This window comes from Mycobacterium sp. TH-M106, from assembly GCF_057473765.1.
In genome coordinates this window covers 11982-38072 of record NZ_JBYCLE010000426.1, presented here as the reverse complement: position 1 = coordinate 38072, position 26091 = coordinate 11982, and the positions used below count along the sequence as shown (strand labels likewise).

Annotated in this window: 18 protein-coding genes and 1 pseudogene; 7 read left to right on the top strand and 12 right to left on the bottom strand. The window is 67.4% G+C overall.

Annotated elements, in window-relative coordinates; all coding sequences use genetic code 11:
• Positions 1 to 90: 90 nt before the first annotated feature.
• The 5 genes and pseudogenes from AC2VOP_RS15130 to tnpA all read right to left on the bottom strand — a co-directional run bounded on the left by AC2VOP_RS15130 (position 91) and on the right by tnpA (position 4735).
• Complete coding sequence (locus AC2VOP_RS15130) at positions 91 to 717, bottom strand: RES family NAD+ phosphorylase (RefSeq protein WP_486961738.1); 627 nt, start codon at positions 715 to 717, stop codon at positions 91 to 93.
• Entirely contained in the window at positions 714 to 1241 is a 528-nt protein-coding gene (locus tag AC2VOP_RS15125; RefSeq protein ID WP_486961737.1) for a hypothetical protein, read from the bottom strand. Before AC2VOP_RS15125 ends, AC2VOP_RS15130 begins: the two co-directional genes overlap by 4 nt.
• Positions 1242 to 1456: 215 nt before the next feature.
• Complete coding sequence (gene lnt / locus AC2VOP_RS15120; protein WP_486961739.1) at positions 1457 to 2965, bottom strand: apolipoprotein N-acyltransferase; 1509 nt, start codon at positions 2963 to 2965, stop codon at positions 1457 to 1459.
• 32 nt (positions 2966 to 2997) lie between these two features.
• The gene (locus AC2VOP_RS15115) at positions 2998 to 4086 is read right to left on the bottom strand and encodes an HNH endonuclease (RefSeq protein WP_486961736.1); all 1089 of its coding nucleotides are present in this window, start codon (positions 4084 to 4086) and stop codon (positions 2998 to 3000) included.
• Between the two features lie 239 nt (positions 4087 to 4325).
• Positions 4326 to 4735, bottom strand: a pseudogene (gene tnpA, locus AC2VOP_RS15110) (IS200/IS605 family transposase).
• 22 nt (positions 4736 to 4757) lie between these two features.
• Here tnpA and AC2VOP_RS15105 point away from each other — a divergent pair.
• The 6 genes from AC2VOP_RS15105 (at position 4758) to AC2VOP_RS15080 (ending at position 9919) form a co-directional block, all read left to right on the top strand.
• Positions 4758 to 6422, top strand: a complete 1665-nt coding sequence (locus AC2VOP_RS15105; RefSeq protein WP_486961735.1) for a zinc ribbon domain-containing protein — start codon at positions 4758 to 4760, stop codon at positions 6420 to 6422.
• Between the two features lie 194 nt (positions 6423 to 6616).
• Positions 6617 to 6850, top strand: coding sequence for a DUF433 domain-containing protein (locus AC2VOP_RS15100; RefSeq protein WP_486961734.1), 234 nt, complete (start codon positions 6617 to 6619; stop codon positions 6848 to 6850).
• The gene (locus AC2VOP_RS15095; protein ID WP_486961733.1) at positions 6847 to 7227 is read left to right on the top strand and encodes a DUF5615 family PIN-like protein; all 381 of its coding nucleotides are present in this window, start codon (positions 6847 to 6849) and stop codon (positions 7225 to 7227) included. Before AC2VOP_RS15100 ends, AC2VOP_RS15095 begins: the two co-directional genes overlap by 4 nt.
• A gap of 407 nt (positions 7228 to 7634) precedes the next feature.
• Complete coding sequence (locus AC2VOP_RS15090; RefSeq protein ID WP_486961732.1) at positions 7635 to 8849, top strand: hypothetical protein; 1215 nt, start codon at positions 7635 to 7637, stop codon at positions 8847 to 8849.
• Between the two features lie 50 nt (positions 8850 to 8899).
• On the top strand, positions 8900 to 9547 hold the full coding sequence (locus tag AC2VOP_RS15085) for a hypothetical protein (protein ID WP_486961731.1): 648 nt from the start codon (positions 8900 to 8902) through the stop codon (positions 9545 to 9547).
• Positions 9548 to 9559: 12 nt separating this feature from the next.
• A complete protein-coding gene (locus AC2VOP_RS15080) occupies positions 9560 to 9919 on the top strand; it encodes a hypothetical protein (RefSeq protein WP_486961730.1) in 360 nt (119 codons plus the stop codon).
• A 1-nt stretch (position 9920) separates the two neighbouring features.
• Here AC2VOP_RS15080 and AC2VOP_RS15075 read toward each other — a convergent pair whose 3' ends face one another.
• From AC2VOP_RS15075 to AC2VOP_RS15065, 3 genes are all read right to left on the bottom strand, one after another.
• The gene (locus tag AC2VOP_RS15075) at positions 9921 to 10259 is read right to left on the bottom strand and encodes a hypothetical protein (protein WP_486961729.1); all 339 of its coding nucleotides are present in this window, start codon (positions 10257 to 10259) and stop codon (positions 9921 to 9923) included.
• A gap of 406 nt (positions 10260 to 10665) precedes the next feature.
• Entirely contained in the window at positions 10666 to 11484 is an 819-nt protein-coding gene (locus tag AC2VOP_RS15070; protein ID WP_486961728.1) for a hypothetical protein, read from the bottom strand.
• Positions 11485 to 11642: 158 nt separating this feature from the next.
• Entirely contained in the window at positions 11643 to 11777 is a 135-nt protein-coding gene (locus AC2VOP_RS15065; protein ID WP_486961727.1) for a hypothetical protein, read from the bottom strand.
• Positions 11778 to 11867: 90 nt separating this feature from the next.
• On the opposite strand from AC2VOP_RS15065, the gene AC2VOP_RS15060 reads away from it, so the two are divergent.
• Complete coding sequence (locus tag AC2VOP_RS15060) at positions 11868 to 12614, top strand: DUF5131 family protein (protein WP_486961726.1); 747 nt, start codon at positions 11868 to 11870, stop codon at positions 12612 to 12614.
• On the opposite strand, the gene AC2VOP_RS15055 is transcribed toward AC2VOP_RS15060, so the two are convergent.
• From AC2VOP_RS15055 to AC2VOP_RS15040, 4 genes are all read right to left on the bottom strand, one after another.
• Positions 12611 to 13603, bottom strand: a complete 993-nt coding sequence (locus AC2VOP_RS15055; RefSeq protein WP_486961725.1) for a three-Cys-motif partner protein TcmP — start codon at positions 13601 to 13603, stop codon at positions 12611 to 12613. The genes AC2VOP_RS15060 and AC2VOP_RS15055 overlap by 4 nt on opposite strands.
• 281 nt (positions 13604 to 13884) lie before the next feature.
• The gene (locus tag AC2VOP_RS15050; protein WP_486961724.1) at positions 13885 to 18003 is read right to left on the bottom strand and encodes an Eco57I restriction-modification methylase domain-containing protein; all 4119 of its coding nucleotides are present in this window, start codon (positions 18001 to 18003) and stop codon (positions 13885 to 13887) included.
• A complete protein-coding gene (locus tag AC2VOP_RS15045) occupies positions 18000 to 20855 on the bottom strand; it encodes a helicase-related protein (protein WP_486961723.1) in 2856 nt (951 codons plus the stop codon). The genes AC2VOP_RS15050 and AC2VOP_RS15045 overlap by 4 nt, the downstream gene beginning before the upstream one ends.
• Positions 20856 to 20907: 52 nt before the next feature.
• Positions 20908 to 26058 carry a DEAD/DEAH box helicase gene (locus AC2VOP_RS15040; protein WP_486961722.1) on the bottom strand — a complete coding sequence of 1717 codons (5151 nt, stop codon included), beginning with the start codon at positions 26056 to 26058 and terminating at the stop codon, positions 20908 to 20910.
• Between the last annotated feature and the right edge of the window lie 33 nt (positions 26059 to 26091).

Below are 26091 nucleotides of genomic sequence, written 5' to 3'. Positions count from 1 at the left end.
GCAAGACAACGTCCCCTACGACCCCACCAAACACCGAGCACTCCAACGATTCATCACGACCCAAGACGCGGTGGCTTGACATAGGGCTTCTCATCCCGGCGGCCGCACAATGCGCACCTGCCGGCGGGTGGGCCGGTGCGCAACCATGATCCCGGCCTCGATGCATGCCCGCACACCACGAACAGGGTGTGGGTCGATGGGCCAATCCTGTTCCCCGGCGTCGCCGAACAGCGCCGCCGCGTCAGCGCCGGCGCTGAACCGGGTTTGATAACGGATACCCGAATGCCTGCCGCCGTCGAAGAAGGCCGCCGCCCAAGCCTGCGGAACGTCGTACGCCGGGCACGTCCCGATTTCACGTGTCGTCCCGAAGTTTGCCGCTGCCGGCGAGCACGTGTTCGCCAGCCAGCGCCCAGCCGGAATCCGCAGCGTCGACACCTGGGTTCGGATAGCCGCCTGGAAGGTGACCACACCCTGGCGGACCAGGTCGTGGCCGAAGCGTTCCCGTAGTGCGGTAGCGACATCCGTTGCGAGATAACATGTCCCGTTGGGCTGTATCAGGTCGAAACGACCCGATAGGTCCGACGAGAACCACCACGGCGACTTGCCGACAGTGTGCGCCCGGTACAACGCCGTCCTGGGCAGCAGCCGCGATCGGGGGAAACGTGACAGATCAGACGGCGGCAGACCAAGTGCCAAGCGCTGCCGGGAATCGCTCACGCCGCCCAGCTCGACGCCGCCTGCCGTGCCATCGCAATCACTTGCTGCGGGTCACCGCCGTTGCGCAGCCAGTCACAGGGGCGTTCGCCATCGAGGTTTTCGCTGGGCGCTCGCATCCACAAGGCGACCATCCACGCATCGTCGCTGCCCTCTGCCAGGGTGGCGAGCACCTCGGCCAGCGACGGGATGGTCGCGCCACTGTCCAGGAATTGCCACGTCGGGTAGACGGTGCTGCCGTCGTCGAGCGGGCATGCCAGCACCGCGTGTCGTGCCACCTTCTGGTGTAGGGCCTGACGCGAGATCCCCAGCCATCGGCTCAGCCCTGCCGTGTCGTAGAACGGCCCGGATACCTCGTCGAAAACATGCCCCAGTGGAAGTGCCGCGACCATGGCGTCCGCGATGCGCTCCGGATCGCCGAAGGCCTCCGGGTCAAGCTGCGCCTCGCCGGCTTTACGGAGTCGGTCATGAACCTTCTCGCTGACCGCCCGCATGATCCGCCGCTCGAAAGAAGCCAGGTCTGTCATCGTCGCTTCCGTCCAGATAGCCCATGTAGGTGAAATACTGCGTCAACACAGACAAGCATTGATCGTCAAGCACGTCAAGCAGCGACCGTCAAGCTTGTCAGCCATCAATCTAGACCAGCAGCACGGCGCCGATCGCGAACACCGCCGGCACGGCCCGGTGCGACGCCCCCCGCGCGCCGAGAACTCCCGGTGCCGCCGACGACTCTAGTGGCTCATCACCGACGCGACCGGACGACCGCCACCACGACGGCGCCGCCGACGATCGTCAACGCCAGCACCGGCACCCAGTCGCCCAACCGCTGATACGCGGTGGCCGGCGCACCCAGCGGAACATCCACCACGACGACACCGCGATCGCTCGCCGGGCACCAGGCCAGCCGGTGGCCGCGCGCATCAAAGGCGGCGCTGACGCCGGACAGCGCGGCGTGCACCGCCGGGCGGCCCACCTCGACTGCGTGCACCGCAACCTGGCCGGCCAACTGCGGTTGCGCCCAGCTGCCCTGAAACGTCGAGGTGGAACTCTGATAGGCCAGCAGCTGCGCGCCCAGGTCCACCTCGCGGCGGGGCAGGTCGGAGAAGGTCGCCTCGACGCTGATCAACGGCCCGATGGCCACGTGCGGCTCCCGACCGGTGTGCAGCACCACCGGCCCGCTGCCGCGCGCCCGGTCAGCGGCGGCGGCCTGGGTGTGGCGGGTGATCCAGCCCAGCAGCGGCCGCAGCGGCACATACTCGCCGAACGGCACCAGGCGCACCTTGCGGTAGGCGCCCAGTGATCCGCCCGGCCCGATCAGCACCGCCGACTTGGCGATCTGCCCGGTCGGGTCGGGTGCGTCGACGTTGACGAGCAGGTCCGCGCCGACGGCCCGGGACAGCTCCACCAGGTCGGCCAGCACCTTCGGATGGTTGGTGAGGTCGACGCCGACGCTGCTCTCCCCCCAGACCACCAGGTCGGGCCGCCGGCCGGTCAGCGAAGCGGTGAGCGCTTCGCCGGCGGCTTGCCGCGCCGCCGCGTCGGCGATGTCACCCGGTTGTACCAGCGCCACCCGGATCGTCGCGCGGGCCGCCGGCGCGGGCGCCAGCGCATACCAGGCCGGGCCGAGCCCGGCGCACACCACGGCGATCGCCGCCGCGACCATCCGGCCGGACACCCCGCGGCAGACGATCGCGGCAGTGATCGCGGTGTTGGTTGCGACGAGCAGAAAACTGGTCAGCCAGACCCCGCCCAGTGCGGCCGAGGCCAGTGTGGCGGGCTGGTTCCACTGCGACGCGCCGAGCACCGCCCAGCCGCCGCCCAGGACCGGCGCCGAGCGTACCGCCTCGGCGACCACCCACGCGCTGGGTAGCACGATCACGGCGGCGACGACGCGCAGCGGGCTGAGTTGCGCCGACAGCAGCAGGTGCGCGGCCATCCCGAACGGCAGCCACAGCGCACCCAGTCCGGCGGCCAGCACCACCAGCAGCGGGCCGGCGCTGGGCCACAGCCAGTGCTGGGTGGCCAGCACGAATCCGGTGAGGCCGCACCAGGCCCGCACCCCGCCCTCGCCCGTGCTCGGGGCGGCGCGCACCACCAGCAGCAGCGGGACCACACCGATCCACGCCAGCCACCACCAGGCCGGCGCCGGAAACGCGAGCGCGGGCAACGCGCCGACCAGCAACGCCACCGCCCGGCCTGGGGCGCGTCGCCGGGCCGGTCCCTCGGTTGAGCAGCGAGCCCAGCCGCGCACCCACGACGCCACGTCGATCCGCCGCGGCAAGCTCACCCGCCAACCCGAATCCACCACGGCGGGAAGCTGATATCCAGCCGGGTGTGGGTTTTATATCCCGACCAGGTGGGCACCCCGGGCGGCTGGCCGCGGAAGATCCCGCGTGCGGCGGCGACGACGCGGTCGTGCTGGGTCGGCCACTCGATGTCAACGGCGATCTGCTCCAAAACGGTACGGTCGCGGTCCAGTACACGGTCGACGATCTCCACCGCGGGCAGCGCGCCGCTCTTGTCGGTGTTGCAGCGGGCGCAGGCCAGCACCAGGTTGGCCAGTCCGTCGATGCCCACCAGCGACCAGGGCAGCACGTGGTCGATCGGGCTGTCCGCGGGCAGGTGTGTGCCGCAGTAGAAGCAGTGCGCACCGAAGGCGTCTTTGAACGGTTCCCGCACCGCCGCCAGCGCGGTGCGCTCCCGACCGAACAGGTGTCCTGCGACGTCAGGGACCTCGGCGTCGAGGAACTTGTTCATCCGGCGAACGTCGTCGACCCACATGATCTCCAGCGCCGGCTTAAGCAGTCCGGCCAGCCGAGCCAGCCCGTGCGCGACACCGGGCCGCAGCCCGAGGGCATCGCCGTGGGCGCGCAGCGTCGAGCGGGAGATGTGATCGTGCAGGAACGTGTCGTCGTAGAGGAACGGATCGCTTTCGGTTGACCCGGGTAGCCGCTGCAGCCGGTGCAACGGCTGCTGGGCCAGGCACAGCGTGATCTCGTCAACGGCCTGCCGGTAGGCATCGGGTGCGCGCAGCATCGCCACCTCCAGTGCCAACCCGCCGGAACCAGCCGACGACGCCGCACGTAACTCGTTGGCGGCGCGCAGGATACGCGCCTTCGGCTGGGTGGACTGGTGCAGTTGGCGGCCGTCGAACGGGCGGACCTGGTTCCAGTAAAGCGCCAGCACGCGGTGGGAGAGATCGGATATCGGGACGGCCAGCGGATCGTCGGGCTGGGCCGGCAGGTTCTCGATGCAGTGATCGATCAGCGCCATCAGGGTGGCCAGCTTGTAGGTCGCCGTCCGCAACCCGGTCTCCAGGATCGCGATTACGCGCTGGCCCAGCAGCAGGGGATCGATCGAGGCATCGGTCACGGCGAACCCCGCTCGCCTGTCGACGGCCGGAAGCGCCCGCTCAATCGCATCGAGATAACGGGCCGAGCGGCACCGCGCAACATGGCAAGATTCCATCATGGACAGCGCGGTCGAGTTGCATCTCCGCGAGATGATTTTCGGGCGGCTCGCTGAACTTCGTGACCGAATTCTTGGGCGCAAGCCTCGCCATTTATGGCGGGGTGAGCCCATCCCGTATGTCGGCGGGCGTAGCCCGGCGCTCAGAGTGGTCGGGCTTGTCCGTCGATGTATTGCTTGATGATGGACAGTGGTGCGCCTCCGCAGGAGACCGCGAAGTAGGACGGCGACCAGAGATGTCCGCGCATCCGGGCGCGGACACACGCGCCGGTGAACTCCGGACTGCGTGAGCAAAGCGGCTTTTGAGGCGTTGCACCAGCGTCGAGATCGCTAGGGTGGGCGGATACGCGACGAGCAGGTGCACGTGGTCGGCTTTGCCGTTGAACTCGACCAACTGGACATCGAGCTCGGCGCACACGGTGCGCATGGTGGCTTCGGCGAAGGTGAGCATCGGATCGGTGAACAGTTTGCGCCTGTATTTGGTCACGAAGACGAGGTGGGCGTGCAGCAACGACACGCTGTGCCGGGCGCGGCGGTAGGTCGTGGTTGTCAGTGGTCACCTCTACGGTTGTGCTGTGGCTCAGTCCTACCGCACGGCACCGACGCGGGCCGCCGCTTCGGCGCGTAAGCCGCGGGCGCGTAAACGCCCGAAGAGCGCGCCTACGCATGTGAGGTCGTGGCCGCTGCGCGCGGACGCGGCGCAGTGCCGCCTGATCGGTACTCGGTTCCATACCGGGGTGCGGGTGTATAACGCGGTGCGGGGCGAGTTCATCGGGCGTAGCCGGGCGGTGAAGGCCGATCCGGCGTGGGCTGCGGCGAGGGAGCTGCCGCGGCGCACGGCCGCCGAGCGCAAGTATCGGGGTGCGGCGTTTGCAGCGGTGCAGGCCGCACATGAGTTCACCGCTGATGCGGCGCAGTCGTTCGCCTCGTCGTTGCGGAAGTCGTGGGTGCGGGATCATTTGCCGGCGCAGGAGACCCAGAATCTGGGGGCGCGGGCCTTTGATGCCGTCAAGCGGTGGCATCTCGGTCAACGGGGCAAGCCGCGGTTCAAATCGGCCAGGCGGGGGCTGCGTTCGTTGTCGGCGAAAGACGGCCATGGTGCGCTGCGCCCGAAAACCGACGCTGTTGGGCGGTTGGTCGGGTTGCAGTGGGGTGCGGGGTTCGTGGTGCCGATCGCGCCGGCGGCGGTGTCGGGTCGGCGGGGGCGCGAGCAGCAGGCCGAGCTTGCCGAGATTGAGACGCTGATCGCGGCCGGCAAAGTGTTGTCGACCCGGATTGTGCGCATGGTGATCAATGGTCGCGATACCTACCGGATGCAGGTGGTGTGTGATGGGCGCCCAACCCGCCGGCGCCCGATCGGCGAAGGCAAATTGGCGTTCGATTTGGGGCCGTCGCAGATCGCTGTCACTGTGCAGCGCAGTGATGGGAGCTGGTCGGGCTGGGTGGAACCGTTGGCTGATGCGATCCGGTTGGACACGATGAGGCTGCGCCGCGCCCAGCGGCATGTGGATCGTCAGCACCGCGCTGGTTCACCGGCCTGTTTCAACCGTGATGGCGTCCACACGACGGGCCGCTGTGTGTGGCGGCGTTCGGCCGCTGCACAGCGAACCACCAGGCAGGTGGTCGAGTTGCATCGCCGCCTGGCCGAGCACCGCAACTCCCTTCATGGGGCGCTGGCCAACCGGTTGCTGGCCCACGGTAGCGACGTGTCCTGCGAACACCTCGATTACGTGTCGTGGCAGAAGAACTTTCCGCGCAGTGTGCGCGATAGGGCGCCAGGGTTGCTCGTAGAGATGGTGCGCCGCAAGGCTGAAAGCGCCGGTGGCCAGCAACTCTACGAATTCAACCCGCGCACGACCGCCTTGTCGCAAACCTGCCTGTGCGGGACGAAAAAGAAGAAGCCGCTCTCGCAACGGACCCACTGCTGCGCGTGCGGCATTCAAGAGGATCGGGACCTGTTTTCGGCCTACCTGGGACTGCACGTCCGCCCCCAGGCCGATGGGGTCGATCGGCTGGATTTGCCGTCAGCCCGCCAGGGCTGGGGGCGTCGTCAGGACGTCGACGAGTCGCCGAAGCCCAGCCGTAGTGCATCAGCACGCAAGCGGCGAGGCCGCAGGCATCCGCCCTCGCGGAGGTCAGTGGCGCGCATCAAAGCGAGGCGTAAAGCCAAGGCTGTGATGCGACAGAGCCGCTTGGCGCGAACCTCCACTACCGACCAGCCTACGGCGATCGCTGCATGAGCAGCGATCGAGACAGCCGGCCGGCACGAGGAATCCCCGCAGTTCACTGCGGGGAGGACGTCAAGAGCACGGTGTTGTCACCCGATCGCAACTTGAGGCGTTGCAGGTCGGCGATGAAACGCTTAACAAGCAGGTGCCTGACGGCCAGATCCGGTTGGGGCACGATTGTTTGGCCGCCGCCGTATCCTTGATGCATGTCACGGTTGAAGCGGATCACCGTGGACCCAGCGGTTTGCCACGGTCAGCCGGTGGTGCGCGGCCTGCGCTACCCGGTCCAGTCGCTGCTCGAACTGCTCGCGTCTGGCATGACGATCGAGGACGTGCTCGCGGACTACCCCGACCTGGAGCGTGACGACCTGCTTGCCGCACTGGAATTCGGCGCGCTGACCGCGGGCGGGCAGCGAATCGTTCCGCTCAGTACCGAGTGAACTTCCTCGTCGACGCTCAACTCTCCACGCGGCTTGTTGTCTTCTTGAACCGTGCCGGGCACGACGCCATCCATACCCGCGACCTCCTGAAGGGGAATGCATCCACCGACGCCGAGGTTGCCCAGAGAGCCGACACGGAAGGTCGGGTTGTCGTGACAAAGGACCGCGATTTCCGTGACGGACACCTTCTCACCGGTTCACCGAGGAAGCTGTTCATCATCGTGACTGGCAACATCGGTAACGATGCCCTGATGAAGCTGTTCGAGATCCACCTCGGCGCCGCAACCAGCGCGCTCGGCGAGGCTGATTTCGTCGAGCTGCGCGCGAAGCTCTTGGTGGTCCATTCGCAAACTGATCGCGGTCCGGGGCTCAAGTAGCCGTTCGTGGTGGCGCCGCGAGCACCGAAACCCGGAGATGGGCATGTCACCGACCGACCTCGACCACACGGTCTGGCAGTGGCAGCGAGGCCGTCGATAGGTCGTTACCGCTCCTTCGACTCCGTCCCCGGCTCCGGCTCCTCCGGCAGCCCCAACCGTGCCGGCACCCGGAACAGCACCCAGCCCTGCACGCCGTGGCGTCGCGCCTGATCCACGCGTCCACGTCGGACATCGGGAGCGCGACACCAGGCGGGATCCGAACCGGGTCGCGGACTTCGCGCCACACGGTTCGGAGTCTCTAAAACAGACAACGCGAACAAGCAGGCGACCCGCCGCGGAGACACGGTGGTGTGTCGCCACCGAGGAATAAGCTCGGCGCGCCACCGGGTGCCGCAAAGGAGCCACAGATGAACGGATTCATGCGCAGACCGCACTTGGCCGAGCTGCTCGAGCGGAGCGCACGTGCCGCGTTCGACGAACTCGAACGACTCGACGCCGACACCTTGCTGAGCGAGAACGTCGACGTGTTGGTGCACGGCCTTCTCGCGCGACATATGCCCGAACCGGTTTCAGTTGACTGGACCGCGGCCAGTGGAACCCCGGTGCAGGAGAAGACGATCGAACGCACCTCTATGGACTTCGGGCAGCGACACACCTACCGCATCCCGGGCAGCCGCATAACCGTCTCGTGGCCACTAACCGGCACCGCCGAGATACTGCGGCGGCAGGCGTCGCAGTTCACGCTGGCACCCGACCGCGGGACGATCAGGGACGACAGCGTCCAGCTCGACATCGAGAGCACCGAGCTCTCCGCCGAGCTCATCGAGCGACAGATGGCGGAGGTACGCGAGGACGTCGACAGGCGGATCGGGTGGGCGAACCACGACGTGACAGTCCATCGAACGGCCGTTGAGCGGGAGCTCAAGCAGGCTGTTGAAGCGCGACGTGCGCGGATCATCGAGAACCGGCGGATCAGTGCCGCGCTGAACATCCCGATCACGCCTACCGGCGCGCGACGTCCTCCGGTGCCGGCGCGGCGTCGGCAAGTGCCGCTGCAACATCGCCGTGCCTCGGCGGAGTACACACCGGAACCCGAGCTTGACAAGGCGATCTACCAGGACATCCTCGGTGTCGTCGAGAACTGGGCTCGGTCGCTGGAACGCACGTCCACGCCTCCGATCCGTGCGCTCGGAGAGGAGGCCCTGCGGGATCTGCTGCTCGGCACGCTGAACGGTTACTGGCAGGGCGCCGCGGGCGGTGAGCTGTTCAACGGAGCCGGCAAGACCGACATCCTGATCCGCGAGGACGGCCGTAACGCGTTCATCGCGGAGTGCAAGGTCTGGAGCGGGGCTTCCAGGGCCACCGCGGCGCTCGACCAGCTGCTGAGCTACCTCGTCTGGCGGGACACCAAGGCAGCGTTGATCGTCTTCATCAAGAACGCGAAGCCCAGCGACATCATCGGCCGGCTCCATCAAGCCATGCGCGCGCATCCGCGACACCTGCTCACCGTCGACTCGACTGATGCCGAACGGCGCGCCGACTACGTGTTCAGGGCCGAAGACGGCGAGCGCCGTATCGAGCTGGCCGTGATTCCGGTGGTACTCCCTGCTGATGCCACTTGAGGCTGCGCCCTGTCGGTGTGCCTGTCACCCGATTCATGCACTATTAGCTCATGGCGGATGAGACCTACCAGGTCCGAAGGATGAAGCTCGACGAGTGCGACGCGAACCGGCTCGGGAAGTGGGCCTCACTCTGGGCGGACCTGATGCACGTCGACATGGTTCTTCTCGCGAGGACCGAAGTGCCCGATGTCCCAGCCAACGTGTTCCACCGCCGCGCGCTGTGGGAATCGGCGATCGTCAGCTACGGGCGGATGGCGGTCAGTGATAAGCGGCGCAACGTCGACTACGAGGAGCTGCTGCGTGCCGCCCGTGGTGACCGCGGTATGGAGTTCCACGAGACCCTGATGGGTTGGCGCCACGAACACGTTGCGCACCGCAAGTCCCGTGATCTCGAGGCCGTCGCCGTCTACGCGGACTACCTCGACGCGGATCCCGACGTGCTCGACTCCATCCGGGTGTCGGTGTCGCCTTCGGGTGGCCCGACCGAGGACTCCCCGTTGGTGGTCGAGTTCGGAGAGCACGTCAAGGCGCTACGGGACACGCTGTGGGAGAAGTACCTCGCTCCGATCGGAGAGCTGATCGCGGCGCGCGGGCCCCGAGGCGTCCTAGCGCCGGCCGAGCCCGAGCCGTCGGATGGTCTAACGGTGCAGCAGGTGCTGTGGTCCCGGGTCAACGGCACGGGTGTGGACGGTCACTAGTACCGCGACGAAGTGCTCGACCTACTCCGCCGCGTCGACTGCCACCACGGCAACGCGCTGCGCGACGAGGAGGCCGGCCTCACCATCGCCGAGGCCGCCGCCAAGCGGCACGAGGTGAAGCTCGACCGGATCGTGGACCTTCGCCGTGCGGTGAACCAGGTCGCCGACGGCGTGCACTCCGTCACGAAGAAGGAGGCCGGTCACGAAGATGGGATGCTGCGGGCGCTGCTGCACTTCGAGCCTGAGATGTCGCAGGGACTGCGCCAGCATGTGTACGCGCGCCTAGCGGCGGCGCAGCACGAGTTCGGGTTGCGGGAGACGGAGCCGCTGCACTGCGTGACCCGCGGCGCCCAGGCACGGCGGAGACCTTAAATCAGTCCCGCGTCGACTTCTTCGCGTCAGGCTGGTCCCGCCCGCGCGTGACCTCGTCGCGGGTCACCGCGGCCTTGGTCTGGCGGTCCCAGATCACCTCGGGCTTCATCGTTGCGGTGATGACGGCCAGGATCGGTCGGCCATCTCCCTGCGAGTACTGTTTCTCGTGCATGCTTGCCGCGAGGCGCTTCCACTTCGTCTGTCCTTCGCCGAGCGGGTCCGGCATCCCCACCGACGCGAGGATCAGTGTCAGCTCGGGGCCGGTGTACAGCTCTCCGATGATCTGTGCGATGTTCTCGATCGATCCGTGACTGAACGGTGCGATGGTGCTGGCTGCCATCGCAGCACGCTATCGCCGCGGGCCGACACCACCGCGGGTCACGGTTCCCGCCCGCGCGAACGGCACACCCTCGGTAACCACCCCGTGAGCCGGGCACGCCAACCGTCGCAGCTCTCGGCGCGCACGATCACCTGCCAGCGGCCCAGATCCAACCCCGCCACCACGAAGCCACCGACCGGGTGTCATAGCGTGCCTGAGTCGAGTAGTCACACCGCGGACAGCACAGCCGACGCCGACGCAATGCCACCGACACCGTCACTGCGCCGGTGTCAAACGCCACATCGCTGACCGTGATGCCAGGCAGAGCCGAGAAACCCCGGGAACCACACCCCGGATCGAAATCCACGCCGTCGCCGACCTGAGCCCGGCGACGGCGCACCGAGACCGACCCATCGGCGACGTCCGCCTACTCCTTCTCGGGTACTTCGTTCCCGCCACTGGTCCTCTGAACCAGCTCCAGCTTCATCTGGTGCGGCCGCGCCGTGGTGCGGATCCGGTACAGGAGCCACGCACGCTGCACGACGCGGCGGGCGACACGAAGATCCGTCAAGAACAGTCCGCGGTTCGGTACGCGAGCGCTGAGCCGGCCGCGTTCGTACACAGCGGTGCGCGCCACCTCCTCGGTGATCGTGTTCAGCGCCCACGTCTTCGCGTGGCTGACACCGGAGCAGAGCTGCCACGCGGTGAGGAGCGACTCCGGGTGTCCCGGCAGGTCGTCGATCGACTTGATCAGAGCCTCGAACCCGCCAGCCTTCCCCCTCGCCAGGTCGATGCCCAAGCCCGCTGCGGCGTCGGTGGCCCACCGCTGGCGCGTCTCGTGTTCCCAGCTGTCGTCGAGCGGGGTGCCGCTGTACGCCTTCGCTGAGAACCGCCACGACTCGCGGTGCTGCTCGATAAGACGGGCGAGGCGCGTGTCGACGTCCTCGGCCTCGATTAGCCAGACGGCAGTGCCGGCGGACTCGTAGACGGCGCGAAGGAGTGCGAACTGCGGGTTCACCCAGTCCCCGCTGAGCATCAGCGTGCACGCCGCGTCGATGCACTCCGCGGCGTGGTGGAGCCCGCGGCGGACCACGGACGCCGACCAGATGTCGGGAAACCGGGCTTCGTCTTCTGCGAGGTCGCTGGCGGGTTCGGCGTGGTGGTCCGGCCGTTCACGTACAGACGCGTTGATCACGCGTACTTGCTCCAGTTCCCGAAGGATCTCGCGGTCGATGTCCTGGTTCATGGCGATAGAACTAGCACGCTGCGCAGGAGGCCGGCGACCGTCCCGATCGCCTCATCGAACACCGCACGGCCTCCGTTGGTGTTGAGCCCTCGCATCGAGCAGTGCGGGATGTTGCCGGGCACCACGTAGACGTCCGGCCGGGTGATCGCGGCGCGCTTTCACCCGTCCCTGGCGGTGCTTCCCAGCAGGAGGACGATCTCCAAGTCCGGCATGAGGTCGACGACTTCGCACGTCCACGCGGTCGCGCGCTTGCGCTCGGCGCGAGTCGACCCGCGGTTCTTCAGTAACCTCACGTGACACACCGGTCACAATGGCATCACCGCGGGTGTCGGCCGACCATAGAGTAACGGCGGAAGCAGGAAACCGCAGGTGAGGAGACCACGATGGCGGATCGTTCGGCAATCGAATGGACCGAGGCCACGTGGAACCCCGTCACCGGCTGCGATCGCGTCTCGGCCGGCTGCGACCACTGCTACGCGATGACGCTGGCCAGGCGGCTCAAGGCGATGGGCTCGGCGAAGTACCAGGTCGACGGTGACCCCCGTACCTCCGGACCCGGCTTCGGCGTGACGGTGCACCCACAGGCACTCGGAGAACCGCTGCGGTGGAAGAACTCTCGGGTGGTGTTCGTGAACTCGATGTCGGACCTCTTCCACGCCAAGGTGCCACTGGACTTCATCCGCGACGTGTTCGACGTCTGCCGAGATACCCCGCAGCACACCTACCAGGTTCTGACCAAGCGCAGCCTGCGGCTCCGCCGCTTCGCGGACAAGCTGGACTGGCCGGACAACCTGTGGATGGGTGTCTCGGTCGAGAACGCGGAAGTCCTCAGTCGCGTCGACGACCTCCGTGAGGTGCCCGCCGCAGTGCGGTTCCTGTCCTGTGAACCGTTGCTCGGGTCGCTCGACGTCATCGACCTCACGGGCATCGGTTGGGTGATCGCCGGCGGCGAGTCCGGTCCTCGGTACCGGCCGATGGAACTGTCCTGGGCGCGGGGCATCCGCGACGCGTGCCGAGACGCCGAGGTGCCGTTCTTCTTCAAGCAGTGGGGTGGCCGTACCCCGAAGGCACTCGGCCGCGAACTCGACGGCCAACTGTGGGACGAGATGCCCACCGCAGCAACCGGTTAGGTCCCGTCGCTCCACCAGTCGCGTGAGGCCGGATCCCAGGTTGGCTCCGGCCGCCACAGCACCTGCCCCAGCTTGTCGTCCGCCTTCACCGTCAGCTCGCTGGTGTCGAACAGTCCCATCACTCCGGCTGCGTCCGCTTCCTTCTCCGCCTTGGCCGCCTGAGCCTGCCGCATCATTTCCGGCTCACGCTGCGCCGCCTGGTTGTAAAGGTGCTGCATGATTCGATCACCGACGTAGTGGTCGGTCGCGAACACCATGTCGAAGATCGTCATCTTGTTCGTCGACATCGTCATGGGGATCCGGTGGGTGAACTGGTATCCGAGTTCCGTCTCCAACCGGTACCGCATGAGGTTGACCATCTCCTGCCGGTACTGCCCGGCTGTGATCGCGCGGGAGTGCAGCGCCCGCTTGATTCGGAGCCAGCCGTCACCGCCGTAGTGCAGCGACACCCGCTGCTCGAACTCTTCGGCGTTGGACCCGCGCACGCCGCGGGCGATCATGGCAGGCGACATCAGGATCCACAGCTCGGTCTTCCAACCGCGCTTGTTCCGCCGGAACCGTGCGAGCTTCTGGATGGTGCTCCAATGGATCTCGGCGCCCTGCTGGTCGAGGAACGCGAATGTGGGTGCCCAGTTGAGCGGCTGAAGCTCCCGCAGGACCTCGTCGATCGTCTGGTTGCAGTCGCCCTTGACGACCCGGTACCGGTTGTCGCCCGGGAACCGTTCAGCCAGTGCCGCGGATAATGCGTCGGCCTTCGCGCCCAGCTCCCCGAACCGGAGGACCGTGAACCCGGGGTCTGCTTTCAGGGCGACGGTCGGTGATCCGTCGAACTTCTCACCGGTGTGTTTCTCGACGTTGTCGGGTTCGCCGGCCATCAAGTCGAGGTAGATCCGCTGCTCCGACTTCTGACTCGCCGAGTTGAACCGAGGCAGGTAGTCGGCCAGGATCTGCAGCTTGTTGCGTGTCCAGTAGGACCACTCCCGCGCCACGTCTACGCTCCACCGGATCCGGTTGTCGCCCCCTGAAACGATGGTGCACGCCTGTCCGCCATCGCTGCAGGCAAACCGTCCGCGCCGACAGTTGGCGGTACCCATACCAAGTCCATATCCAGCTTTTTCCAAGCGTGGCGGCCACGTCGGCTCTCGAGACCACTCCTCGCAGAACTCAACGTCTTATCTCGGTGACCCGCTTGGCGACTGGCTTTTCCAGTTTGACGACGAGGTTGCTCAAGAACCCTTTGTCGATCGCTAGTGTCGGCACTTCTTCCTACTCACTTGCTGCTGTGGCGGGGGCCTAGCCCGGCGGGGATGTCGGCCAGTGGGCGCCAGCCCGTGCCGCCGTTGGCGATCGCTTTGGCCATGCGGTCGTAGGCTTCCAGGACGAGGCGGCGGGTGCGGTATTCGCCGTAGTCGCGTTCCTCGTATTTGCGGACGACGAAGAAGGAGTCGAGGACGTGCTCGGCCTCGCCTCGGTTCAGGCCGTAGATGTGCAGGAACGCGGCGTCGAGGTCGGCGCGCAGCAGGGCGCGGCGCTCGGGTTCCCAGCGGAACGGCGGGTCGTCGTCGTCCATGTCCTGGGCGTAGGGCTGCAAATGCCATGAGGTGTAGGACAGTTCGAGGACGTAGGGGACCAGCCAGTCGGCGACAGTGATGGCGGGGTGCCAGGGCGCGGGGCGGGCGAAGTCGGCCGGCGTAGGGCAGGCGAGTTGCTTGACGATGAAGTACTTCACGGAGGCACTGCTGAGCTTCTGGCGTGTGACGTAGTCGAAGCCCAAGCTGCTCCAGGTTGCGTGCAGGGTTGAGGCGTGCGTCGGGTCCGATGGTAGGGCGAGTAGAAACTTGTCGCCTACCGCCGACATCGGAAACACCGATGGCACGAAGGTTCGCGTATCGTTGGCGCGGGCGATGTCTCGCCAGCCCAGTAACCACTTGCGGTCCCACCGACTATTGAGCGCATCCTCGACGTCGGATCGCTTTACCCAATACCGCGCCACGGGTTCAAGATTCGGGTCGTCATGCTGCTCGTCGGTCAGGCGTGGCAGCGTGCCCACATTCAGCTGCGCTTGGGTGGCGCCGGCGTAGGTGGAGAAGCGGTGATCGTAGTGGCTGAGCATCTTGGCCTCGTACAGCGGCACGTATTCGGTGCGGTCCCGCTCGTAGGACCAGCCGTTGAAGGCGGCGTCGGTGAGATCGTCGGGTTGGTGGAACAGCCCGGAGTCGTTGGCCATGTGAAACATCGTGGCGAACGACAGCCCCCAGGGGTTGCCTTGCGCGTCGTCGTCGCGGATCAACACCGGGTAGCGGGCGTAGATGCCGAGGGTGATGTCGGCGTCGGTGCGACTGCGGAACACCGGCAGCGTGCCGGTGTTGGGGTTCAGCGCCAGCACTTCGCCTGCCGCCAACTGGAAGCGCTTGTCGGGAACATCGGAGATGTGCCGGTTGAGGAATGCGAACCGGGTGCGCCGCACCGGCCGACGGGTGCCGGTCATCGCGGTGACCGCGAACCGAACGCGGTGGTCCACGTCGCGGAAGGTCTTGGCTTCGTTCTCGAAGTCGTAGAACGCGTACAGTCGCCCGCTGCTCAGGGTGTCCTTGAAGAAGTCGGCGGTGGTCTTGTCGGTGGCCAGTCCGGTGGGGGTGATGATGGCGGCCACGCCGTGCGGGCCGGTGGCGGTACGCATGGTTTCGGCGAACACGCTGTAGGTGTTGACGTCGCCTCGCCCGGTCAGCGGGTAGCGGCCGCTTTTGAGCAGCAGGTGCGCGGTGCCGTCGGATTGGCGCAACGCCGCCCGGTAGCCGCTGTACAGGTCGGGGTCGGTGCCGGCGAGCTGCTCGATCATCTTCTTGCGGATCGCCGCGGTCGCCGCGCCTTCGATATCGGGTCGGCCAGCCTGGGCGAAGAACTCCTTGTCCTGGATCTTCACCCGCTCCCACGGCGGGTTGCCGACCACACAGGAGAACCCGCCGCTCCACCCGGTGGTGGGATTGCCGGCGGCGGCTGCGTCTTCGCTGGCGACGGTGAAGATGCCGGGGAATTCCAGATGCCAGTGGAAGAACCGGTATCGCCGTGCCAGGTCGTTGATTTGGTCGATGACGGCTTTCGGCACGGCGGCGGGATTTTCGGCGAGGTCGCACAGGGTGGCGTGGGTGATGCCTGGACCGGAGGTCGCGGCACCGGTTTTGGGTTGCACGAACGCCGCGCACCAGGCGTCAGCAACGAGCTTGCGGGCCCGCAGGTCGGGGTCTTCTTCCAGGCGCCGCCAGGCGTCGGCGCGCGCCCGCATCGCCGCCACGGTGGCCGCGCTGGCGGTGTCGGCGTCGTGGGCGGCCTTGCTGAACCGAGTGGTGTCAACCGGCAGCGTGTCGGCGTCGAAGCTGAACGACAGTTGATCGGTGGGGGTATTGCGCTCGGTCTTGTTGCGGGCCTTGAGTTTCTTGGTCCAATCGGGGTCGTCATCGCCGAGCGCGACGAACGCGGTGTCGGGAAGGTTGTGGCGCAGCAACTCCGGGGTGGTGCCCAGCAGGGCGTTGCCGACCCGGAAGTGGGCGTCCAGGAAGGCAAATGGCCGGTCGGCGTCGAAGGCCTCCAGCCAGAGCGCGACCTTGGTGATCTCGATGGCCAGGTCGTTGAGGTCGACGCCGTAGATGCAGTGTTCGATGACGTCGGCGGTGGCCGCCCGCATCACCGCCGGTGGCGGCTCGGGGTCGCCGGCGCGGGCTGCGGCCAACGCGGCGGCGATCTTGCGGGCGGCGGCGACCGGGAAATGCCCGCTGCCGCAGGCCGGATCGACCACCGTCAGCGCCAGCAGCGTGGCCTCGGGGTCGGGGGAGTGCACCGCCTCGCCGATCAGTGGGTCGAGTGCTTCCTGCAGCACCAGCGCGATCAGCGGCGAGGGGGTGTAGTAGGAGCCGGACTTCTTGCGGTCGCTGCCGGTGGTGATCTCCAGGGTGAAGGCGCGCTCGTCGGCGTGGTAGCGCGGCGTGTAGGCCAGCAGCGACTCGTACATGCCGCCGAGCTCTTCGCTGTCCAGGTTGCGGTAGTCGACCCAGCGGGGCCGGCCGGTCACCGGGTCGTCGATCTGCGCCAGGGCGCGCACCGCCGCCAGGAAGGCGCGGTTGGGCAGCGCGGCGCCGTCGAGGATGCCCAGCGTGTTGCGGGCAAACAGGCTGGCGTTCAGGCCGTTGAGCCCGAGTTCGGGTCGCCCGTCGCCGGCCAGGGCGTCGGTGACAATCAGGTGGGCCTGCCACAGGTCGGTGTGCCAGCCGCCAATTGGGGCCGCGGCCAGCCGACGCAGCCGGGCGGTGGAGAAGTACCGCGCATATAATTCCCGCTCCTGGGTGGTCGCGGTTGAGCCGTGCAGCAGGTCGCGGTCTTCCACCACGAACAGCACGATCAGCCGGTAGACGACGCGCAGCAGCGCGCGGTGCAGGTCACGGTCGGCGTCGGCGGCCGAGGCCAGCGCGTCGCGCAACGCGGTATTGGCTGGATGGGAGACAAACCCGGTGCCCAGCCGTTCCAGCGCCGCGGCCACAGCTTGCTGCAGGTTGAGCATGGCCCGGGAGCCGTCGTCGATGGCGGCGGCCCGCCAGCGTTCCAGCCAGCAGTTGTCCAGCCGCGGGCTGGCCGGTTCGCCCTCGCCGCCTTCGGCGTCTTCGTCGTCGGCTTGGCCTGCGGCGGCTTTGGCTGCTTTCTCATCGAGTCGGGGCGCGAACCGGCTGGCGTGCAGGGTCAAAAACAGCAGCCGGAAGTCGGCGTAGAGCTGGTCGGTGAAGATCGCGTCCAGGTCGAAGTCCACGAAGGACTGCCGGGTCAGGCTGGAGGCGTCGCGCAGCAACCGCAGCTGGCGCCCGTTGGACAGCAGCCCCCACAGCGCGTCGTGCTCCCGGTTGAGGTAGTCCTGCAGCATTGACTGCGGGGCGCGGGCGGTCAACCCCGGCGTCTTGGCGTCCAGGTCGACCCCGGCGCCGACTAGGTGCAGCGGCGCCCACCCGCTGGGGTTGGCGGCATCCGGCCAGCACAGTCGGTGAGATATCGGGAATTTCGCGGCGTCGGTCTCACCCAGCGGGGCGACGCTCAGCCCGCCGTGCATGGTTTCGGGACGACCCCAGCCGAGTTCGTAGAGCAGCGGCAGCAGCCATTTGTCCCGGGTGAGTTTGGTGGCGGCATCACCTGCGGGCAGCGTCTCCAGCGCGGTGCGCCACGCCCGGTGCGTGGCCAACATCGCCTCCCACGCGCGGGCGATCGCCGCGTTGACCGTCCTGCCCGGCGGCAGCTGGTAGTCGGCGGCACTCTGGCCGGGCATGCCCAGCTCAGCCGCGCGGGGCAGCGCCTCGGCGGGCAGCGCGGTGCCCGCGGTGCGCACCGCGCGAAACGCCGACGCGGCGCTCACGTCGACCCCGGCAGAAACACATACACCCCGAGCACGTCGGCCGGCGGCAGGAACGTCACCACCGGGGCGCGACCTGCGGCCGTGCTCACTTTCGCCCCAGCGCGCACCGCCTGATGCTCACCGGCCAGGGCTAGTGCCGCGGCCCGGCCGACCTGGGTCAGATGGCCGGCCAGCGTGGGCAGCCGGGTCAGTGCCCGGTGCAGCTGCTGCTCTGCCAGCGCATCGTCGACGTTGCCGGACGGGGTGAGCGTCAACAGCTTGTCGACCTCGGATTGCGGCAGCCAGGTCAACGTGTCGCCGCTAGCGGTGAACGCCGCGAAACCGGCTTCCTCGGCGACTTGAGTAACAGTGGCGTGTGATCCGGCGATGGTGATCTCCAGCCGGTGACGCACCATCAGCAGGGTGGTGACTTTGGCGACCCCGCTGGTGCGCATCACACCGGCCCGCCGTGCCGGGCGCACGGCCGGATCGAGCCCAGTGTCGAGCGCAGCGTCGAGCACGTAGCGCGACAGCGCCTCCACGCAAGCGTCGGTGCGGGTGAGCACGCTGTGGCCGATCGGCACCGGCAGCGAACGATGAAAGTGCAGCCGCTGATTCTTGGTCACCGGCAGCTGGTCGCGCACCGCCGGCGCCAGCGCGTCAAGTCGGGCGGTGAACCCGTCGGCGGTGTCGGTGACGTCAGCGTTCATCAATGTCAGCGCGGTGCGGGTGAAATGCTCGACGTCGGCCGGCCCGCCGAGGGAGCGGCGCACCTCGACCAGCGCCCGTTCGACCGCGTCGGGTTTGAGCCCGGCCTGACGGAATCGGGACCGGGATGCCTTCTCGCGTTCGGCGGCGTTGACCCACTGCACGCCCACTTCATCGGCCAGCGATGCCGAGGTGGCGTCGGCGAAGTCCAGGGTGAGCTGGTCGGTGTCCTTGCCGCGCAACAACAGCGACTCCCAGATCGCTTTCATCACCGTGGTCGAGTCGACCGGCACCGGAACCGAAACCCCGGTGGCCCGGCGAATGTTCTTGTGCCGGCGGATCAGCACCTCCCAGACCACGCCGTCGATGCCGTTGTCCTCGCCGTAGTAGGTGACGGTCCGCACCAGCGGTGCGCGCTGACCGAACCGGTCGACACGGCCTTCGCGCTGTTCGTGGCGGGTCGGGTTCCACGCCAGGTCGTAGTGCACGACTGCGGTGAAGCCGTCTTGCAGGTTGACCCCCTCGGACAGGCAGTCGGTGGCGATCAGCAGCCGGGGTCCGTCGTGGGTGATGAGCGCGTTGACGCGGGCTTCGCGTTCCTCCGGCGCCAGCGTTCCGGCGACCGCGGCGATCTGCAGGCCGGGGATCTTCTTCAGCGCGGGCTCGAGCTGTTCGGCCAGGTAGTCCGCGGTGGGGATGTAGCGGCAGAAGACGATCGGGTGAAAACCGTCGGTGAGCAACTGTGTGACCAACGGGATGAGGTGTTTGAGCTTGGCGTCGCAGCGCACCCCGCGCAGCGACGCGGCAGCCTCCGCGAGTTGGCGCAGCCTGTGTCGGGTGCCGCTGTCGCCGGTGTCGGCGCCGACGGTGACGTCTTCGCCTTCCAGCGCGTCATCGAGGTCGGAGTCCAAAACCCTTGGCTCGGCCAACGCGTTGAGCTCGTCTTCACTTTCCACACCGGCCAGTGCCGAGCGGTTGAGCAGGGTCTGTTCGGCCGCAGCCGGGCTGGAGGCCAAGCACCGCAGCAGCGCGATCGCCGACCACCAGCGCACCCTTTGATGCACCGCGGACAGCCTGGGGTCGGCCACCTGTTCGCGGGCGTAATCCATGCAGTCGTCGAACAGTGCCCGGTAGGTGGGGGTGAGTTTGTAGGTGATTTCGCCGGTTTCGCGCTCGGGGAATGGGGTGTCCTCGGACAGGTAGGCTTTGATGTCGGCTCGTTCACGCTGGATCATGAACGTGGCCAACAGTTTCCGATCGTCCTCGCGGTGGTGTCCGGACAGGTCGGCGGGCAGCTCGGCCAACCGGTCATTGAGCAGCCCGATCAGCGACTGCCATGCGGTGTCGTCGCCGCTGTGCGGGGTGGCGGTCAGCAGCAGCAGGTGCCGGGCGGGATCGTCGGCGAGCTTGCGCAGCAGCGTGTAGCGCAGCTGGGTCTGCGCCGACTTGGCGGTGCCGGCGTGCGGTACACAGGTGTGCGCCTCGTCGACGATCACCAACTCCGGGCAGTACAGGGCGAACTCGTCGCGGCGGGTGGCCTGTTTGATGAAGTCGGTGGACACCACCAGATTCGGGTAGTGCTCGTAGAGGTTGGTGCCGAACGGGACGCCTCGCAGCAGCCGGTTCACCGTCGAGGGCAGCAGCAGCGCGGCGTCGATGCCGAATTTGTCGCGCAGCTCGGCCTGCCACTGCGGGGCCAGCTGCGGTGAGCACAGCACCGCCAGGCGTTGCGCGTCTCCGGTGGCCAGCAGCTCGGCGGCGATTAACCCGGCTTCCACCGTCTTGCCGATCCCGACCCCGTCGGCGATCAACAACCGCTTGGTGGGCTGGGCGGTGGCCATCACCAACGGCACCAGCTGATAGTTGCGCGGTGTCACAGCCAGTCGGGCGAACGACCGGAACGGCCCGCCGCTGGCCTGGAACGACAGGCGCAGCGCATCGCGCAGCAGCCGGGCCCGACCGGCGTCGCCACGGTCGTCGACGGTGGGTGGATCGAATGTGGCCGCGGCGACGTTGTCGACACCGGGCAGCAGCACCGTCGTTTCGTGCTCGTGTCCACCGAGTGGACGCACCAGCAGCGCGCCGGTCGGCGCGTCGGGCAGCACCAGCCAATCGCGGCCGCGGGCGTTGACCAGGCTTCCCGCCGGGTAGTCGAGCAGGGTCATCGGCGCCACCCCTGCAACCCGGTTGCGCGGGGGCCATCGTCATCGGCGTGGGTCATTGTCGGGCTTTTCCGGGGCCGAAGATGTTGCGCTGCTTGGCGAACGCGGCCAGCCAGCCGTCGTCCGCGTCGGCATAGTTGAACCGCAACACCAGCCAGCCGGCCTCGTCTTCGAGCTTGGTGCGGGCCTGTTCGTCTTTCTGCTGCTGATGCGGCGAGTCGTGCACCGGGCCGTCGATGAACACCGCAACCGTCATCCCGTCGGTCTGGTAGGCGAAATCCGGTCGCACGTAGTAGCCGTCGACGAGCTGTTGGGCGTCGTCGGGCAGCCGGTAGCCGTGAGCGTCAAGCAGGTCCAAAAAGTGGCGTTCCAGGTCGCTGTCGCAGGCCTTCCTCAGCCGCTCCAGTTGCTCCGCGTGTGCTTCGCCGCCGGCACCGACCGCCACCGCCGCCGTCGCGAGGACTTGCAGCAGGTGCTTGACGCAGTGCCGGTCCAGCTGCTGGTGATCCCACTGGTTGGCGTACGACAACAGACAGTCGTAGCAGGCCTGCGCGCAATCCTCCACGGCGTGCGGAGCCCGGTGCTGGTCTTCGCCGGTGTCGGGGTCGAAATGCAGCAGCCCCAACGCTTTACGCGCGACCCTGCGAAGCTGGCCGTCTTCGGTCGCAACCCGAAGTAGTACACCCGCACCGCCCTCGGCGGCCTCATAGAACAGCAGCCGCGACCAGGCGTGATCTCCGGTGTTTCCGGGCAGCGGTTCGGCGGCCAGCTCGCTGCTCTCCAACTGGTAGACGGTTTCGATGCCGCGTTTGAGCGCGTACATGGCGGCCATCCGCTGCTCGGTGTCGATAGCCGGATCCAGGTGCAGCAGCAGGGCGTTGCGGTGGTCCTCCACGTACGGGATGACCCGCAGGTAGCGCGGCGCTTCCCCGGTGACGTTGGTCGCCAGGTCTGCCTCTTTGCCCCACCGGCCGTCGACGGTGTCGAGCACATAGCCGCGGACGTCTTTGTCCTTGCGGCGGCGCGGACCGACGTTCATCCGGCGGATCAGCGCGGTGTCGCCGTAGGTCATGGTGCCCAGCTGTCGGCCATCGGCGGCGGTGATGGTGGTGGTGAGCTGGCCGGCGCGCACCCCGTGCGGGACGAACCGCACCGTGGTGACGATCTCGTGGCCGGCGCGCTGGCGTTCCTCCTCGTCGGCGCTGATCCGGTCGCGTCGGCGCGTCTTGACTGACAGCAGCCGCATCATCTGGCTCATGACATCGAGCGAGCCCGCACCGCAGTGCTGGCAGAACTCCACGCTGGTCGGGGTGTTGCACTCGTGCAGGTAACCACAGTGGTTGCAGCGTTTGATCTCGCTGACGTTGACCCCGGTGTTATCGGCGCGGGCCGGCAGGCTGACCCGGTCGACTTGGTAGCGGGCACCTTCGTGGTAGATGAACGCGCCCGGCCCGAATTCGCTGATCGCGATGAAGCGGGGCCGTTGGATGAAGTCGCCTTCGCCGTGGCGGGTGCGGCGCTGGGCCGGGATGAACGCCGACAGCGGCAACCGCGGGAACGAATAGCCGGGCAAAAAGCCCTCGGAGGCGAAGTAGCGGTAGGTGTAGAAGTCGCCCTGCGCGATGTCGTCGACCTGGCCTTCGAGCAGGTCCAGTGCCGCACGGGCTTCCGAGATCCGGCCCCGGGCCTGCTGTTTGGCCGACTCGGAGGCCCCGATCGTCTTCAGTGTTTCGTTGGCGTGATCCAACTCGACCAGAGCCTCGCGGTACAGGCCACGCCACCGGTCAGCCGCTCGGTCCAGGCGGGCCGGTGCGGCATCGACGGTGTCGGCGACCCAGGTGTCGCTCCACCACGGTGCCGTGGTGACCTCACTGGTGGCGGTGAGCACCGCGGTAATCGCGTCGATCGCTGCGGTGCGGTTGGCCGTTGAAGTGAGGTGGGCCCGCACCTCCGGGCGCAGCGGTTGATCGGGCTGGTCGATGTCGAGCAGGTCGACCATGCTGGCTTTGAGGTCCAGGTCGCAGCGGACCAGCCAGATCGCGTGCGCGTGGGCGCGCACCAAGTCCTGGTTGCCCAACTCCAACCTGGGTGGGGCGACCGCCCCGGCGACCATATCCTGGCTGCGCCGGAAGTAGTAGGCGTCGTGGGCATTGCCGGTGGCGCAGTAGGTCAGTGCGATCGCCGCCTGCCCGGATCGGCCGGCCCGCCCGGACCGCTGCGCATAGTTGGCCGGCGTGGGTGGAACGTTGCGCATGCCAACGACATTGAGGCTGTTGATATCGACGCCGAGTTCCATGGTTGGTGAGCAGTACAGCACCGGAAGGCGGGCGGTGCTGAAGGCTTCCTCGCGCTGTTGGCGTTTGGTTGGCTCCACCTGCGCGGTGTGCTCGCGAGCCTCCAGGCCGACCAGCTGGCGTGCCAGTTCGGCATACAGCTGCCGGAAGTACGGGTTGACCCGCCCTTCGGTCAGGTTGCTGCGCAACGGATCCGGCGCCCGGTGCTCACCACTGGCGGCGTGCCATTCGATTAGGCTTGCGTGGATGCGGTAGCCGGTGGGCCGATTCGGCAGCTTGACCCGCGCCAGGATTCCGGCGTCGGCCATCGTCTCCAGCAGCGCAGCGATAATGGCGTCGGCGTCTGCTGTTTTGAGGCTATGGCCCGGGAACCGGTCGGGGCGACGCAGCCAGCGTCCGTAGGCTCCCAGGCCGGACAGGTAAAGATCGGACCCGATGCCGGCAATGTTTTTCGGCCGTCCACCTGGATACGCGGTGCCGCTGTAGGTCGCGCTCGCCTCGGTGATCGCCCACGGGTCCTTGAGCCATTCCCGGCTGGCGCGGCTGATGGCGTCGAACATCTCCTCGGTGAGGAACTCCGTTTCAGTACAGAGGTTTCTCCGCAGTTCGTCGAGCAGCACATCCATCAGCTCTCGCCGGGTCGCCGGATCGGCGCCTAACAACGGCTGGCCGCGCGACGTCCATTTCGGGTTGTCGCCGGCGAGTTCATCCAGGCCGTCGTAACTCAATCGCAACTGCCCGGTCTGTTCGAGATTGGGCATGGTGATACGCCACCCGCGCTTGAGGTCGGTCCACAGCCGGTAGGTGACTACGTCACGTAGCGCCCGGGCGATCTTCTTGCGCGGGATGAGCTCCTCGGCGGTGTCCTCGTCGCGGGCGAACAACTTGAGGTCTGCCCCGCCGAGTGCGGTGACCACCTTGGGGCCGAGATTTTCGTCAGTCAGCGGCTGACCACCGGTGGCTTGCGCGTGTTCGGTGGCCGCCCGGTACAGCGCGGATCGGATCATCGCCACCAACACGAAGTCGTTGAAGTGACCGGCCTGCAGGCTGGCATCCTGCCGATTGTCGCTGAACACCAGGTATTTTCGCGCCTCGTCATCGAGGTCGTATTGGTCGCGCAGTGCCCGCACCACCGACTGCGACAGCACCGTCACCGCGCTGGCCCGGCCCTCGGTGCCGAGGCTAGCAACCCGGGAGAACTCCGACTGCCGGGCGCTTTCGTAGCTGGTCTTGCAAGACGGACAGAAATCGAGTCGTTCGAAGAAGGCCACCGGCATGCCGTCGTCGGTCACGGTGCCGAACGGGTCCACCCGCAGCGATGCGGGCAGTTTGTTGCGCCGGCCGGGGTCGAGGGCCTGGCCCGATCCGCTGGTTATCACCCAGTCATCGGGCACCAACTCCAGCAGCGCCGGATCGGTCGGGTCCGGCCACGGTGTGTCGGTGACGTACAGCAGCCCGGTCGCCTCGGGTTGCTCACCGGCGCCGGAGTTGAGGACGCGTGGGCTGAAGTTCTCCCCGCCGCGTTCGAGGTTAACCACCACGAAGTCCTGGCCGCACTCCCGGCAGAACGCGAGCGGGAACAGCGGTTGTCCGGTCGGGCGTCCGGGTGCGCTGCGTTGATACTGCGTGCTCAGATAGCGATCCGGCACTGGCTCCAGCGTGGTGTAGACGGTGTCGCCCTTGCCGATGAACTGGTGCAGCTTAAACGCGAACAGCGAACGGCCATGGGGGTCGCGGGCCCGCGCGCCCGCCAGCAGCAGCTCCTGCAGTTTGTTGCGGCACACCTGCTCATCGAGGCCGGTGATTTTGCGTAGCTCTGCTGCGGCGTCACTGATCGTGGTTGGTAACCGGCGGCTGAGTCTACCTTCGTCGTCGATGGTGAGCCCGAACTCTGTCTCGGCCCACACCGCCAACGGGTCGATGCGCAGGCCTTCCCAGGTGTTTGGTGTCGGTGCCGTCAGCCGTGCGGTCAGTGCCGCCGGGTCGGTGTCACCGGATGTCGCCCGGCGCAGGGTTTCTCCGACGACATTGGTGGCGGGAATTTGGACGCCGAAGACCCGGGTGGCCAGTTCGGCGACCTGCTGACGCTGTTCGGCCTTGGTTCCCGGGCCGGCCAGGGTGGCGCTGGTGCCGATGCACTGTAGGTCGTCAGCGTTCACCGCGCTGCGGAGCCGTCGCGCCAGCATCGCGACATCGGCGCCCTGCCGCCCGCGGTAGGTGTGCAGCTCGTCGAGAACCAGAAACGACAGATTTTCGGCGCTGGCGATCAGTGCTTTTCGCTCCCGCGGGCGGGTGAGCATCAGCTCCAACATCACGTAGTTGGTCAATAAGATGTCCGGGGGGAACGACAGGATCTTCTCCCGCTCGGTGGGTGCCTCCTGCCCGGTGTAGCGGTCGAACGTCACCTTCGGGTGGGTTGTGCCGAGGAACTTCTCCAGCTCGTTGCGCTGACTGTTGGCCAGGGCGTTCATCGGGTAGACGACAATCGCGCGGACACCCTTGCCGGACCCGTCGTGCAGCACGCGGTTGACGATCGGCACGATGTATGCCATGGATTTGCCGGAGCCGGTGCCGGTGGTCAGAACATAGGACTCGCCGCGGTTGGCGATCTCGAACGCGTCGGTCTGGTGGCGGTGGAAGGTGATGTCCTTGCCGATCGGATCGTTGCTGGTCCTGATCCGAAAGATCTGCTCCGCATCCGGATGCAGCATCTTTTGCCTGACGAGGTCACCGACGGTTCCGCCTGGCTCGAATGCGGGGTTGAGGGCCAGCCAGGGCTTCGGCCACAGCAGGCCGTCATCGATCTCGGCCTCGACCCTGGTGCGGATCTGGTCATCTTTGATGTCCAGGAAGCCCTTGACGAAGTTGGCGTAGTCATCCAGAACGCCGTCAAGGACACCGAACGCGTCCACGACACCTCCTGCGAGACGCTAGAACGATGCTAT

What these genes read in the sequence shown, in the direction of transcription:
- AC2VOP_RS15075 (WP_486961729.1), bottom strand. Translation starts at nt 10,259, where the DNA reads ATGGCAGCCAGCACCATCGCACCGTTCAGTCACGGATCGATCGAGAAC.
- AC2VOP_RS15125 (WP_486961737.1), bottom strand. Translation starts at nt 1,241, where the DNA reads ATGACAGACCTGGCTTCTTTCGAGCGGCGGATCATGCGGGCGGTCAGC.
- AC2VOP_RS15060 (WP_486961726.1), top strand. Translation starts at nt 11,868, where the DNA reads ATGGCGGATCGTTCGGCAATCGAATGGACCGAGGCCACGTGGAACCCC.
- AC2VOP_RS15100 (WP_486961734.1), top strand. Translation starts at nt 6,617, where the DNA reads ATGTCACGGTTGAAGCGGATCACCGTGGACCCAGCGGTTTGCCACGGT.
- AC2VOP_RS15090 (WP_486961732.1), top strand. Translation starts at nt 7,635, where the DNA reads ATGAACGGATTCATGCGCAGACCGCACTTGGCCGAGCTGCTCGAGCGG.
- AC2VOP_RS15085 (WP_486961731.1), top strand. Translation starts at nt 8,900, where the DNA reads ATGGCGGATGAGACCTACCAGGTCCGAAGGATGAAGCTCGACGAGTGC.
- AC2VOP_RS15070 (WP_486961728.1), bottom strand. Translation starts at nt 11,484, where the DNA reads ATGAACCAGGACATCGACCGCGAGATCCTTCGGGAACTGGAGCAAGTA.
- AC2VOP_RS15045 (WP_486961723.1), bottom strand. Translation starts at nt 20,855, where the DNA reads ATGACCCTGCTCGACTACCCGGCGGGAAGCCTGGTCAACGCCCGCGGC.